Raw genomic sequence first — 13,938 nt, forward strand, 5'->3', positions numbered from 1 at the left:
TAACTCAAACTATAATCTTCTCCCCGGAGCAATTTAAAGATGGAAAAGAAGCTTTCACGATTCGACAAGCTCTTTGGCAGCGGTCCGGCCGGGTTGCTGATCAGTCTTGTTCTGTTGTTCATTGCCGGTTGGCTCGACAGACGGTTCGATCTGCCTCCCATATCGGAGAGCGGGTTCCTCCTGAATTCGGTCTTCGCCGTTTCGTGTCTGTTGACTCTGGTCGTAATCGTCTGGAGTGTCAAATCGTTACCCACGGCTGACAGGGGCAGCAGGCTCTGCACCTCCGGGGCATTCAGGTATATGCGCCATCCTCTCTACGCCGCGTTTTTATCGGTATTTGACTTTGGATTGGCAATCTTCCTCAACAGCTACATTTTCGTTTTATGGGCGATTCTCCTGCATCCGGTATGGCATTACGTTATACGATATGAAGAAAGGCTGATGATCGATATTTTCGGTGAGACGTACATTGAGTATGAGAAGAAAACCGGGCGGTTTTTTCCCCGGTTGATGATAAACAGGTTATAGAAGGCTTTTTGGTCATTGGTGGTTTTAAAACCGAAAACGGCATGACAACGGTTTGCACCCAACTCGGCTGCCGCCCCGTTTTTCAACCATACTCTGCCGGTTAAAAAGACGAACAATAAGGAGCAAGAACTGTTATGGATCAAGACAGCGAGACGGTCTATCGGGAAGGATACAACGGGTGTTTATGAAGAAACGGCTTGGATATGATGACAAAGAAAGGAGCTCATGTGGCAGAAGATATCATTGTTACCACGGGTGATCTGAACAAAGACTATGAAATTATCGGGCCTGTATATTTTCAGATTTCCAATAAGGGGATATTCTCGAACGCTCTGTCAAAACTGGTAAAGAAATATGAAGCAGAGATTGCCCAGATGAAGAAACAGGGTATAATTGAGCCGGATCGCCCTGATTGGGGATTCCTGTATGGGGAGTGGAGTGTCGGTCAAAGCGATTTCGAGAAAGCGTTCTTTGTGGCGGTTCAGGAACTGAAGAAACGGGCTTCACTCATAGGAGCCGATGCCATTATCGGAATGAGACAGGATATTGACCTGGATACCACTACCTTCCAGTTCTTCTATCTCCAGATGTACGGCACTGCGGTAAGAATAAGATAGCGGAAGCACCTGCCTTGCGGGCCCGGGGCGGGAGCTCTGTCTGCGAAATCTCTTGACATCGAAAGGATTACAGGGCTATTATTACAGAGTACGGTTGGGGTGCCGGTTGCGGCTGAGAGATACCCATCGAACCTGATCCGGATAAGACCGGCGTAGGGAACCGAATGCTGAACAGTCAGCCAGACCACCTGCCCGGGTGGTTTTTTTGTTGGTGCGGGCTTCACCCCTTTCTCGCCCGGACTAACCCCATGATAAACGACAGCTCTTATCATGAAACACAAGACAGGCACAAGGCAGAAGGGGAAAAAACCATGAACCGTAAACTATAGACCATAAACCATAAACCAATCTTTTTTTAACCAGGAGAATGAACGTGATCTATGAAATCCTCACCAGAGTGCGGAACGAGAAACCTCTCGTGCACCACATCACCAACTGGGTGACCATCTACGACTGCGCCAATGTCACGAGGATGGTCGGAGCGCTCCCGGTCATGGCTCATGCCGTCGAGGAGGCGGCTGACATGGCGCGGATAGCCTCTGCGCTCGTGCTCAATATCGGCACGCTCACCCCAACACTTGTCGAGGCGATGATCCTCGCGGGGAAGGCGGCGAACGAGAAGGGCATACCGGTCGTGCTCGATGCGGTCGGCGTCGGTGCGACGAAGCTGCGGGACGAGAAGGCAGGGGAGATTCTTTCCGGTGTGCATGTTGACATTATCAAGGGGAACGCCACCGAGATCGCCCGTCTCGCCGGGGAGGATGTACTCACCCGCGGAGTCGAGTCAACCGGTATAGACTCCGATCCGGTCGATGTCTGCGTGAGGCTCGCGAAAAAGCATAAGGCGGTCGCGGTCATGACCGGCCGGGAAGATGTTGTCACTGACGGGAGTTTGGTGTATCTTGTCCGTAACGGCGACCCGATGATGGGGAAGATCGTCGGGACCGGCTGCATGGCGGCGTCGGTTATTGGAGCGTTTGCCGCGGTCGAGCGCGATCATGCCCGCGCCGCGTCTGCCGCTCTCGTCTGTTTCGAGGTGGCCGCGGAACTCGCCGCCGGGCGCTGTTTCGGGCCGGGAAGCTTCAAGGTGGGCCTGTTCGACGAGATCGGTAACCTTGACATGGTGAAAATAACCAGGATGGCGAACGTTGATGAACGAAAAGCTTTGTGACATCGATTACTACCTCGTCACCGATTCGCGGCTCAGCAGGAGGGGGACCCTCGGCGATGTAAGGGAAGCCCTCCGCGCCGGCTGCCGTATCGTGCAGTACCGCGAAAAGGACAGCGATACGAAGACCGTGGTGGAGGAAGCGGCGGCGATAGGTGAGCTCTGTCGCGGCAGGGCTGTGTTCATCGTCAACGACCGTATCGATGTGGCGCTCGCTGTCGGTGCGGACGGTGTCCATATCGGGCAGGAGGATATGCCGTTCGGGATTGCTCGCCGCCTGCTCGGGCCCGACAGGATCATCGGCCTGACCGTGCACGATGTCGCCGAATCGATGGAGGCGGAACGTCTCGGCGCGGACTACGTCGGCCTGAGCCCCATCTTCGAGACCGGCACCAAGAAGGATGCCGGGAAAGCGTGCGGAGTCGCCATGATACGGGCGGTGAAGGAGCGTGTCGCCATTCCCGTCGTGGCAATCGGCGGCATCAATAAAGCGAATATCGCCGGGGTCATCGGGGCGGGCGCCGATGCGGCCTGCGCCATTTCGGCGGTCCTCTGCGCGGACGATGTATTTGCGGAGACAGCCGCTTTTCGCGAGATCATCCGGAACAACCGCCCGTGACTCGCACCGCGCTGAAATTGGCAGGGAGATATAACGGTTCATTTATAATAATTATTGGAACGCGGATTTTCGCGGATCGGGCGGATTTTCGCGGATTTGTTTTTAATATTTTTTATGTGGTCGATTAACCCGAATTTTTATGAAAATGCGTCTGCGGTTCCCGGTGCTGAAGCTCCGGTCTGGAGTCGTGAGTCTCTGTAATGCCGTCATTCCCGAATATTTAATCGGGAATCCATATGCGGTCTGCAAACATTTATCATCCGGACTTGCTTCGGCATCTGATCCCCATACCGGTATCATTATATATTCGTCAGTGGAATATTCTATTTAAGGAGGGAATAACCCATGAAGCATATCTGTCATTTCACCGCGCTTGCCGTCTGCCTCGTGCTCCTTTCGTGCGGGCAGGGGAAGAAGGATACCGGCATTTTCCCATCGCCGCACCCGGTGACCGTGAAAGCGCCTCCGCAGGGTATTCCCGACCGTGACCGCTACACGAAATTCGACCGTGACGCCGTCCTTAAAAAAGTCGCGGAAGACGAGCGCTACAGCGGCCTGATCGAGAACGCCCGGAAATCGGTGGCGCAGCTCGTTGCGATGAGCGACGATCAGCTTCGGGGTCTCATACCCCCGGCGAACACGAAGCGTGCGCTCATGGTGAACCGTAATGGATGCCCCGTGCATGGCGGCGGTGTGGCGGTCTACCAGCCGTTCGGAACCTCAGCCGACCTGTCGTATCCGCTCCATGTGAAATGCCCCATCGGCGGCGAAGTGTATCCCAACAAAGACTTCCCCGATGATGGCCAGGGATGGGTCGATAACCGTCCGGACAGCCCGACGAAGGGCGAAAAGTATTACTTCGTCGGCTGGTTCAACCACTGGTTTCTCACGAGCCTCCCCGGAAGGATAAAGACACTCGGCCAGCTCTGGTTCCTCACCGGCGATGAGAAGTACAGCCATACCGCGCAGGTGCTCCTCAAGCGGTTCATGGAGGTATATCCCGACATCGACAGCAACGACCTGACCTACGACGGCTCCGACTGGGGCATCTACATCAAGACGACCTGTACGCCGTGGGAAGGGCCGGGGCTCATGAACATGACAATGGGCTTTGAGCTGCTCCTGCCGACAGTGGACGATCAGTTCATCAGGGATTACCGCGAGAAAGTCATCCGCCCGGCGTTCGAGGCTCACCGCGCAAAACCCGCTCCGAGCAACTGGGGCAACAGCTGGAATCCCGCGTTCGTGAAATTCGTCAATGTCACCGGTGACACCGAGATACTCGATTACCTGCTCTACGAGCACCCGGTCGCCGTGGTTCCGACCCTCGACAACCAGCTTTTCCGCGATGGATTCCCCTATGAGGCGGCGTTCTCCTATGGGTCGGACTACCTCTACGAAGCCCGCAATATCGCGAATGGACTCGGCCCGGACAACAGCGGATGGATTTGGGAGCATCCCCACCTGAAGGAAGCGTTCAAAGGGTATGCGGAGCTTATGTGCCTCGACCGTTTCACTCACTTCTTCGGCGATACCGGCGGCCTGACCAACAAGGGGCTGACCCTGGCGCCGTACCTCCTCGAGGATGCGTGGAACGTCTACCGCACGCCGGTTGCGGCGCGCTATCTCCTTCAGGCTTACGAGGTGAACGGAACCGCCCGGTCGGTGACCCTCGATGACCTGTTCACCGGCAAAATCGCGGTCGATATGGATGATGTGAACCGCGCCGCCGCTCAGGCAAAACCGCTCGAAAGCACGCTCGCTCCCGTCCGTGGATTCGCCATCATGCGCACCGGTGCGGGAGATGACCGGACTGAGCTCTTTCTCGATTTCGGGTACGCGCACGCCGCCCACAGCCATGCCGACCGGCTCAATATCAACATCTTCGCCCTCGGACGGGAGTTCATACCCGAGATGGGCTATCCCGAGTACATGGACTCAGTCGCGCCGACTCCCGGCGGCTGGACGACCCATACGGTCAGTCATGCGACGGTCGAGGTCGATGAAAAACGCCAGCTCGAGGGCGTGTTCGGCGATCTCCACGGCTTCGTGAGCGGTGACGGCATCAGGTATGTCGATGCATCGTGCGAGGACGCCTATGTCCACTGCGGCGTCGATCTCTTCCGGCGGACACTCGCGCTCATCGATGTGCCCGGCGGCGCCTATGTCGTCGACCTGTTCCGCGTCCGGGGTGGAAAAACGCACGATTACCTCTTTCATGGTCTCCCCGTCGATGTAGCTCTCCGTGATGTAGAGCTGTCGAAGCCCCGGAAAGGCACGCTTGCGGGCGAGGATGTCGAATTCGGCTGGAAACCAGACAGCGTTCTGCCGTACCATGTCGACAACAAGGGATACCAGTACCTCTATGATGTCTGTGAATGCAGGAAAGACTCGCCGTACTCCGCGAACTGGACAGACAAGGATGGCGTGACGTTTTCGGCTGCTTTTCTGCCCGATGGCGAGGAGATGTTCTACCTGACAAAAGGTTATCCGCGTCCGTCGAGCAAGACCCTGCCGCCCATGCCTTTTCTCGTCCGCCGAAAGATACCGGCCGGTAGTGACGATATTTCGCAGTTCGTTTCCGTGTTGAGCATCGACCGCGATGCTAAAAAGCCCCTCGTTGTTGAGGCACGCAGGCTCGAAATGACCCCCGACAGCGACCCGGGCGCATGTGGCGTGATTATCAGGCATGCGTTCGGTGAGGATGTGGTGATCTCGACGCTTTCCCCGGATGGCCGGGCGAAGACAGCGGACGGGCGGTTCGAACTCAGGGGACAGTTCGGCGCGGCGTCCTGGCGCGGTGGAGCGCTCGAGCGCATGACGCTCATCGGCGGGACGGATTTTACCGCCGACGGGAAGACTGTTCATCAGGAATCGGCCGGGATACAGGCGGTTGTCAGGCAGGTTTACGACGACCGTATCGTGCTCGACCGGCCGCTCCCGCCGGAGACAACGGGACAGGTTATCTACGCCGACCGCGCCCCGGTCGAAACCTCGTACAGGGTCGAAAGTATCGAGGGTTCCACCGTCCGCGTGTCGCCCGGCACCTGGATCGGCAGAGGGCGTGTCGCCAGCTATGATGAGGCGGCGGCCACCGTCTACGACAGCCGTGATGTTTTCCCCCTCGGCGAAAAGCGCAACAGGCTCGCCGATATCACCGGCATGAAATACCCGGAAGGCAACAGGAACTATTACGCCGGGTCGTGGATGGCGAAGGAGGACGGCTCCTCGTATTATCGTCTCACATCGGGCGGATTCCCGGGATTCGTCCTCGACCGGAGCCAGAATCTCTCGAAAATCGAAAAGAATTTTCCGAAGGGCGCGACATTCGTCCTCTACGATCTCGGCCCGGGCGATACGGTGCGGACGCTTGCATGGAAGCAGGAGGTGTTCAGGTAAAGTGATCCAGCCGGGCGCTCATGCAACATTCTTTCCCTGAGAGAGCATAGGCGCTTATTTAAAATGAAAAGACAGTCTGAACCGCTGATTACATTGATTTAATGATGATCATGGTAATCAGGTTAATCGCAGATATCAGTGGTTCAGACAATCAATTTCCGGTATCCGCTGGAGGGAAAACATGAAAGCGAGTTCCCCTGTGAAACCGTTACATATGTTATTACTGGCGACGGCACTGTTTTTTGTCGCCGTCCCGGTCTGTCCGGCAGTGCTCCGTGCCGCCGAGCTGCCGGTGGGAAAGTCGAAACCCGCCCTCGAATTCCGCCATTTTCCCGGCAGGCTCTATACATTCGTGTGGCGGAACTGGGAATCGGTCAGCCTTGAACGCATGGCGGAAGTTCTCGGAACCACGCCGGAGAATGTCCGAAAAATCGGCGATTCCATGGGACTTCCATCATATAAGGAACCTGCGCCCGATATGGCGAGCCGCGGATATATAACCATCATACGCCGGAACTGGCACCTCCTGCCGTACGACCAGCTTCTGACTCTGCTCGGGTGGGACTCCGACCGGCTCCTTTTTACGCTCCGGGAGGATGATTTCCTCTGGGTGAAGCTCGGCGGCTTCAAACCCGAATGCGCTCCGCTGCGCTATGAACAACCAACACGCGCCCAGCTCGACCGGTGCGCGGAGATCAGAAGGGTTGTCGAAGCGAATTTCGGGAACGAATTCACCCTGCCTCAGGAGCCGCGATTCGCCTTCGTCCCTCCGCTGACCGTCGATACCTTTTCTGCCCCGCCTCGCCGCGACGGTGCTTCCGGCGACGACCGGATACGGTTCCTCTATTCATATTTCGGCGTCTTCGGCGATCCGCTGCTCAATCCAGCGCTCGACCCGTATCCCGATGGTCTCCTCCGCCGTCTGAGCGAACAGGGTGTCAACGGTGTCTGGCTGCACACCGTCCTCCGGCAGCTCGCGCCGAGCGTTCTCTTCCCCGAAGACAGCCGTGACTGCGAAATCCGGATTGAAAATCTCCGCAGGCTGGTCGACCGGTGCGGGCGGTACGGCATTAAAATCTACCTCTACATGAACGAGCCGAGGGCGATGCCTGCTTCGTTTTTCAAAGGCCGCGAAGAGCTCATGGGCGGCAGGGAAGGCGATAATTATGCGCTCTGCACGAGTCTTCCCGAAGTCCGTCAGTGGCTCCGTGACTCGCTCGAGTATGTGTTCAGCCGGGCACCGGGACTCGGCGGCGTGTTCACCATCACCGCCTCGGAAAATTTCACGAGCTGCTGGAGCCACGGCAGGGAAGCCGCGGGGTGTCCGCGCTGTTCGAAGCGTCCGGCGGCCGAAGTCATCGCCGAGGTCAACCGCACCATTTTCGAGGGTGTGCGCTCGGGAAGCCCGGACGCGAAGGTCATCGTGTGGGACTGGGGCTGGCAGGACAGCTGGGTGGAGGCGATTATCGACAGTCTTCCGAAGGATGTGTACCTCCAGAGCGTGAGCGAATGGTCGCTGCCCATCGAGCGCGGCGGCATTAAAAGCACGGTGGGGGAGTATTCCATCTCCTCGGTCGGTCCGGGACCCCGCGCGCTCGATCACTGGGCGATGGCGAAACGCCGCGGCCTCAAAACGGTCGCCAAGATGCAGGTGAACTGCTCGTGGGAACTGTCCGCGGTGCCGTACCTGCCGGTCATGAACACCATCGAGCGCCACTGCCGTAACCTCGCCGGTACCGGTATCGACGGTATGATGCTGAGCTGGTCCGTGGGAGGATACCCGTCACCCAACCTCGAGGTGGTGTCGAAATTCGGGCGCGATGTCCCCGCCGAAGGGCAGGTTCTGCCCGATATTGCCCGCAGACGGTATGGCGCGCAGGCGGTTACGGATGCACTGGAAGCGTGGTCGGATTTCAGCGGCGCATTCTCCGAATATCCCTTCCATGTCGGTTTTGTATATCGCGGACCGGCGCAGTGCGGGCCTTCTAACCTCCTCTATCCCGAGCCGACAGGGTACAGCTCGACTATGGTCGGGTTCCCGTACGACGATGTGGACGGCTGGCGGGAGGTGTATCCGGCGGATGTGCTTGCCGGGCAGTTCGAGAAGCTCGCCGGAGGGTGGGAGAACGGTCTCGATGCCTTCAGACGGGGGCTGAAAAAGGGCATGACGCCCGCGGAGCGGAAAAACCTTCAGGACGACCTCCGCATCGCCGAAGCGGCGTGTCTCCATTTCCGGAGCGTGGCCGGCCAGGTGCGGTTTGTAATGGCCCGTGACGCCCTGCTCGCGGGAACAAACGATCCGGGGAAACGCGCCGGTCTCATTACCGGAATACGGATTTGCGTTGAGGACGAAATCGTCAATGCCCGCCGTCTCTACCGGCTCACCTGCGAGGATTCGCGTATCGGATACGAGGCCTCGAACCATTATTACTATCTGCCGCTCGATCTCGTTGAAAAAGTCATTAACTGTGACTATATTACCAATATCTGGCTGCCGGAGCAGGAGAAAAAATGAGATTTGAGCGTGATGGTGGAATGGAAAGACAGTCCGGACCGCTGGTTACACTGATTGAATGATGATCGTGATAAAAAACCCGTTATTCTGCATTTTATCATGATAATCGGGTTAATTACAGGTAACATAACAAGTTGAGTTCAGTGAAGAATGTAGTTTTCAATAGACCCTGAAATAAATTCAGGGTGACATGAGTACCGTCATGCTGAACTTGTTTCAGCATCTTTTGGAATCACTGCGGTTAACAATGGTGCCTGTTCGAATGCAATTTGGTAGTCAGTGGTTCAGATTTTTTACCGGAAAGCGAGCGCATATGGGATACGGGGGAACCATGAAACGGATAGTTTTATTTGCATTGTGTGCGGGGATGATCGTTTCCTCGCTGACAGCCTGCGCCCAGCAGGCGCAGAGCGGCTACCCGCGGCTTCTGACGCCGTTCTGGAAGACCGGAACCATGGACGGCGAGAGCGTGCTCTTCATCCAAAGCCGTAAGGGGGAGCCGCCGCGCGCGCAGCTGCTGTTCACCCCGGATTCGCTCGTCTCGGTCATGAGCGCGACCGGGCAGATAACCTATGAAGAGGGCAGGGACTACGTGTTCACCCCGGGATCGAACGTCCTCACACTGCCTGAGGGCTCCCGTATCCCGTTTAAAACGCACGCCGCGATGTACCCGCCGAAAGGAACGCCGCAGTCGATCGACGGCTTCCGGGGCGGCGACAGCAGCCTCTTCTGGAGCGAAGGGCATATGTACCACGATCTCCAGGCTGTCGTCACATACACCCACAAGGATTCGTGGCAGGGCTATACGCCGGAATTTGCCGGGGATATTCTGATTTCCACCATGACGAAGCTGAAAAAACGCGAGCCCCTCAAGCTCGTCCTGTTCGGGGACAGCATATCCGAGGGGTACAACGCGTCCGGTTTCACCAAAACGCCGCCGTTCATGCCGCCCTATGGGGAGCTGGTGAAGATGTACCTCGAAGCCGTCTACGGATCGAAAGTCACGTTCGTCAACCGCTCGCTCGCGGGAAAAACCTCGGGATGGGGAGTCGAAACCATCGGCAAGGTCGCCGGGGACAATCCCGACCTCGTCATACTTGCGTTCGGCATGAACGATGCATCGGCAGGGATGAAGCCCGCGAGCTTCTCCGCCAACGTTGTGCGGATGATTGCCGCGGTGCGCAGGGTCAATCCCGCCGCCGAGTTCATCCTTGTTGCGACCATGACCGGCAACCCCGAGTGGACAAAATCCTCGCCGAACCTCTATCCACGGTACCGGGACGCGCTCAGAACGCTCTGCGGGAGAGGCGTCGTTCTGGCGGACATGACCGCCGTGTGGACGGAGCTCCTCAAGCGCAAGACCTTTGCCGACATTACGGGGAACGGGGTCAACCATCCCAACGATTTCGGGCACAGTCTTTATGCGGAGGTAATACTCGGCCTGCTTGTCGGGGAGGGAAACCAGGGTAAATGATGCTCCGGCTTTAGCAGATACTTACTCAGTAGCCCATGATGTTCAGAACGAGCCCTATGGACAGCGACCGGGTTTCGTATTCCCATCCGTGTTCCGTGGTGGACGGCCTGCCGTAGGAAAAGCTGAATTCGGCGCTGATGTGCCGCGAAAACTCGTAGCCCGCACCGGCGCAGATACCGAAACCCATCCACGTGTCAGTATCCTCTTCGAACGGTGTCGCCCATGTCGAATAACCGATCCCGCCCATGATGTACGGCGATGGGGCGGTTTCCGCAAAATAGTACGATCCCCCGACAGCCCCGATGCCGTTGGTGATTGTAACGGTGTCCCCGAAAACGTTATCCAGGCTGAACCATGACACTTTGCTCATCCAGTACAGCATGAGATTGTTGTTCGGAGCATACCCGATCTTGAAATCGGAAGTGATTGGCAGCTTTTCATCGCTGGAAAGCTTTTCCCCCTCAAGCCACTGGGAATACGATACAAAACCGGAACCTGCGCCTGCGCCCATTACAAATCCCTTTCGCACACCATCCCAGCACAGAGCTTCCGTGGATAGAAACACCGTCAGAAACACCGTCAATAGAGCTGTCGTTCTGTTAATCATGCAAGGCTCCTTGTGATATAAGAGGGAAAATGAGGACAGATCGTGACAAATATACATATACATGAAAATGACCATGAACTGCATGGTAAGTCAAGGTATTTTTAAGGGAAAGGCAGTCACGGGGGGCTACCCCGACAGATAACCCGGGCGGGCAAGCGCAATCTCGCCGTTTGCGCGGGAGTTACTGCGGTCTAAGGAGAAAGAATCGGGGAAATGAGATGGAAAACAAGCAGAAATTCATGAGCGGATTGATCTTGCTGATTGAAGAGACGAATCAGGAAAAATAATTATTATCTGTGTGATACGAATCACACACATTATTTTTCGGTGTGTAATATATTATCCGCCAATGAACCACTGAATCTCCACTGTTTTTATCTCATCATTACTTCAATAAAAAGGGGAAAAGTATGCACGCACTGAAAATCGTGGGCATTGCGATTCTGGCACTTGCTGCGTTCTCATCGCCCGTGCTCGCTCAGTACGATTCATCCTCGGCGATGACCCTGCCGCTCAACGGTTCATCCTCGGGGTCCATGAGCGCCGATTATACCAGCTACTGGTGGAAAGTAACAACCACCGCGGACGGATACCTTACGGTAAGCACCCATTCAGATGAATCGCTCGAAATCGACACCTATCTCTATGATGTTGATGGCGCAACGCAGATAGCCGGTTACGATATAAGCTGGGGAGTCGACTCGTCTTCGCATTACAGTAACCTGCGACCCGGAACATACTATTTTCTTGCAGTGCGGTATGGCGGCACCGGGAACTATACCGTCACAAGCTCGTTCAAACCCACGAGATTCGATAATGACATCGCGGACAACGACTCCGCCGCGGTTGCTTTCGAACTGGACAAAAATGGCACCGATACCGGCCACCTCGGTTTCTATTCGGGGGGCTACATCGATGGAGCTGACTGGTGGAAAGTTACCACAACGTTCGACGGCAGACTGAATGTTTCCGCCGTATCCGATTCCACTCTCGAGCTGGATACATACCTTTATGAAAAGACCGAATCCGGCTTTCAGCAGATCGCCGGATACGATATAAGCTGGGGGATCGAATCGCCAACCCACTACAATAACCTGCTGCCCGGTACATACTATGTGGGCGTATACCGGTACGGCGGGTACGGGAGTTATACCATCCGCTCTTCATTCACACCCACGAAATTCGATGATGACGTCGCGGACAACGACTCCGCCGCAGTCGCGGTCAATCTTGGCAAGGATGGCACCGATACAGGTCATCTTGGTTTTTACGCCCGGGGGTATACCGATACCGAGGACTGGTGGAAGATAACCATTCCACTCGATGGCAGGCTCAATGTTTCCACCCTGTCCGATTCCACCCTCGAAATAGACACATATCTCTATGAAAACATCGGTACGGAGTATCCGCAGATAACCGGGTACGATATAAGCTGGGGGATCGAATCGGCTTCCCATTACAACAACCTGCTGCCCGGAACATATTATATGCGGGTAATCCGTTACGGCGGCTACGGGAGCTATACCGTCCGCTCTTCGTTCACTCCCGCTAACCTCGATAACGATGTCGCGGATAACGATTCCGCCTCTGTCGCTTTCGCGCTGAACAGGAACGGCACCGATACCGGTCATCTCGGTTTCTACGCCCGTGGATATACCGATACCGAGGACTGGTGGAAAATCACCATTCCCGGCGACGGCAAGCTCTCTTTCACCACCCGTTCAGATTCGACTCTCGAGATCGATACTTATCTCTATGAACAAAACGGCTCGGATTACCCGCAGATTGCCGGGTACGATATAAGCTGGGGAATCGAATCGGTGTCGCATCACAATAACCTCCTGCCCGGCACGTACTATGCGAGAGTGATCCGTTACGGCGGCTACGGCTCGTACAGCATCGCGTCGACCTTTGTCCCGGCGACGTATCCCAATGACACCGAGCCGAACGACTCCCTCGCGGTTGCAATGGCAATACCCGTCAATACGGTAAAAACGGGGCATCTCGGATACTACGGGAAAGGATATGCCGACCCGCGGGATTTCCTCGCCTTCACCGTGCCGTCGGGATGGGACTCCCTGTTCGTCCGTGTCTCCACCGAAAATACAATCGAGGTGGATGTGAACCTTCATAATAACATTGGGGAGCAGATTGCCCACGAAGGCAGCTGGGGAACTGAATCGGTGTTCTACTACGGAGCTCCGGCCGCAGGGCAGTACTTTCTCAATGTTTACGATTACAGCGGTTACGGCTCGTATGCGGTTATCGTGACAAACCACTGGCAGAACGGCATACAGGTGAATCTACCCACGGAAATTCTCCCGCCGACCAATATTGCGGTCACCGATGTTACGGGCGATAACGGGCATGCGCTTAAAATCTCCTGGGCGCTCTCGGCTTCTGAGAACAGCGGCATAGTCAACCGGTACCGTATCTTCCGCTCGCGGTCGTCGGCGTTTACCGATCCGGTGCCGCTCACACAGTTTGCGTCGCTCGATTCGCTCCTCTTCTATGAGACACGCGTGACGGTTCTCGTGGATTCGGTTGCCGCCGGGGTTTCGCAGTTCATCGACACGAGCGTACCGCTCGACGGGGCTTCATACTATTACTGGATTCAGGCGACGGGCACATCCGGGATGAGCAAGCCCGCCCCGTCCGGCGCCTGGCTCGTAACCGGGGTCGCGGAGGCGCCTGTTGCATTCCGTGTCGATCCGCCCTATCCGAATCCCTTCAATCCGGCGACGACCATCCGGTATGCGCTCCCGTCCGAGGCGTTCGTCCGCATAGTCGTGTATGATATCATCGGGAGAAAAGTAGCCGTTCTCACGGAGACCCGTATGGGCGCCGGTGTTCATGAGGCTGTCTGGGACGGCAGGAGCGAAAACGGGGAAACCCTCGGCAGCGGCGTCTATCTCTACCGTCTCGATGCAGGTTCGTTCCATGGTCAGGGGAAGATGATGCTCCTGAGGTAAGGGAAAGCAGTTTTTGAAGCTGGTTCAAAAAAAACGGCG

General features: G+C 56.3%; 9 protein-coding genes and 1 riboswitch. Of the genes, 8 read left to right on the forward strand and 1 reads right to left on the reverse strand.

Annotated elements, in window-relative coordinates; all coding sequences use genetic code 11:
- Positions 1 to 39 precede the first annotated feature (39 nt).
- From LLG96_06775 to LLG96_06805, 7 genes are all read left to right on the forward strand, one after another.
- Entirely contained in the window at positions 40 to 528 is a 489-nt protein-coding gene (locus tag LLG96_06775) for an isoprenylcysteine carboxylmethyltransferase family protein (GenBank protein ID MCE5249907.1), read from the forward strand.
- Between the two features lie 227 nt (positions 529 to 755).
- On the forward strand, positions 756 to 1,145 hold the full coding sequence (locus LLG96_06780) for a YbjQ family protein (protein MCE5249908.1): 390 nt from the start codon (positions 756 to 758) through the stop codon (positions 1,143 to 1,145).
- An 85-nt stretch (positions 1,146 to 1,230) separates the two neighbouring features.
- Positions 1,231 to 1,321, forward strand: a riboswitch (TPP riboswitch).
- Between the two features lie 191 nt (positions 1,322 to 1,512).
- Positions 1,513 to 2,316: a hydroxyethylthiazole kinase gene (thiM, locus tag LLG96_06785; protein ID MCE5249909.1), complete on the forward strand. Its 804-nt coding sequence runs from the start codon at positions 1,513 to 1,515 to the stop codon at positions 2,314 to 2,316.
- Positions 2,297 to 2,932: a thiamine phosphate synthase gene (gene thiE / locus LLG96_06790; GenBank protein ID MCE5249910.1), complete on the forward strand. Its 636-nt coding sequence runs from the start codon at positions 2,297 to 2,299 to the stop codon at positions 2,930 to 2,932. The genes thiM and thiE overlap by 20 nt, the downstream gene beginning before the upstream one ends.
- Positions 2,933 to 3,277: 345 nt before the next feature.
- Positions 3,278 to 6,331: a heparinase II/III-family protein gene (locus LLG96_06795; GenBank protein MCE5249911.1), complete on the forward strand. Its 3,054-nt coding sequence runs from the start codon at positions 3,278 to 3,280 to the stop codon at positions 6,329 to 6,331.
- A gap of 181 nt (positions 6,332 to 6,512) precedes the next feature.
- Positions 6,513 to 8,846: a hypothetical protein gene (locus LLG96_06800; GenBank protein MCE5249912.1), complete on the forward strand. Its 2,334-nt coding sequence runs from the start codon at positions 6,513 to 6,515 to the stop codon at positions 8,844 to 8,846.
- 331 nt (positions 8,847 to 9,177) lie between these two features.
- Complete coding sequence (locus LLG96_06805) at positions 9,178 to 10,320, forward strand: SGNH/GDSL hydrolase family protein (GenBank protein MCE5249913.1); 1,143 nt, start codon at positions 9,178 to 9,180, stop codon at positions 10,318 to 10,320.
- A gap of 25 nt (positions 10,321 to 10,345) precedes the next feature.
- Here the strand turns inward: LLG96_06805 and LLG96_06810 are convergent, their stop codons facing one another.
- Complete coding sequence (locus LLG96_06810) at positions 10,346 to 10,927, reverse strand: outer membrane beta-barrel protein (GenBank protein ID MCE5249914.1); 582 nt, start codon at positions 10,925 to 10,927, stop codon at positions 10,346 to 10,348.
- 410 nt (positions 10,928 to 11,337) lie between these two features.
- On the opposite strand from LLG96_06810, the gene LLG96_06815 reads away from it, so the two are divergent.
- Positions 11,338 to 13,899 carry a T9SS type A sorting domain-containing protein gene (locus LLG96_06815; GenBank protein MCE5249915.1) on the forward strand — a complete coding sequence of 854 codons (2,562 nt, stop codon included), beginning with the start codon at positions 11,338 to 11,340 and terminating at the stop codon, positions 13,897 to 13,899.
- The last annotated feature ends 39 nt before the right edge of the window (positions 13,900 to 13,938 follow it).

Source organism: bacterium, assembly GCA_021372535.1.
GTDB lineage: Bacteria > Latescibacterota > Latescibacteria > Latescibacterales > Latescibacteraceae > JAFGMP01.

Bases quoted from the DNA above. Each gene is read 5' to 3' on its own strand.
- thiM (MCE5249909.1), top strand. From the start codon at position 1,513: ATGAACGTGATCTATGAAATCCTCACCAGAGTGCGGAACGAGAAACCT.
- LLG96_06815 (MCE5249915.1), top strand. From the start codon at position 11,338: ATGCACGCACTGAAAATCGTGGGCATTGCGATTCTGGCACTTGCTGCG.
- LLG96_06775 (MCE5249907.1), top strand. From the start codon at position 40: ATGGAAAAGAAGCTTTCACGATTCGACAAGCTCTTTGGCAGCGGTCCG.
- LLG96_06800 (MCE5249912.1), top strand. From the start codon at position 6,513: ATGAAAGCGAGTTCCCCTGTGAAACCGTTACATATGTTATTACTGGCG.
- LLG96_06795 (MCE5249911.1), top strand. From the start codon at position 3,278: ATGAAGCATATCTGTCATTTCACCGCGCTTGCCGTCTGCCTCGTGCTC.
- LLG96_06805 (MCE5249913.1), top strand. From the start codon at position 9,178: ATGAAACGGATAGTTTTATTTGCATTGTGTGCGGGGATGATCGTTTCC.
- LLG96_06810 (MCE5249914.1), bottom strand. From the start codon at position 10,927: ATGATTAACAGAACGACAGCTCTATTGACGGTGTTTCTGACGGTGTTT.
- thiE (MCE5249910.1), top strand. From the start codon at position 2,297: ATGAACGAAAAGCTTTGTGACATCGATTACTACCTCGTCACCGATTCG.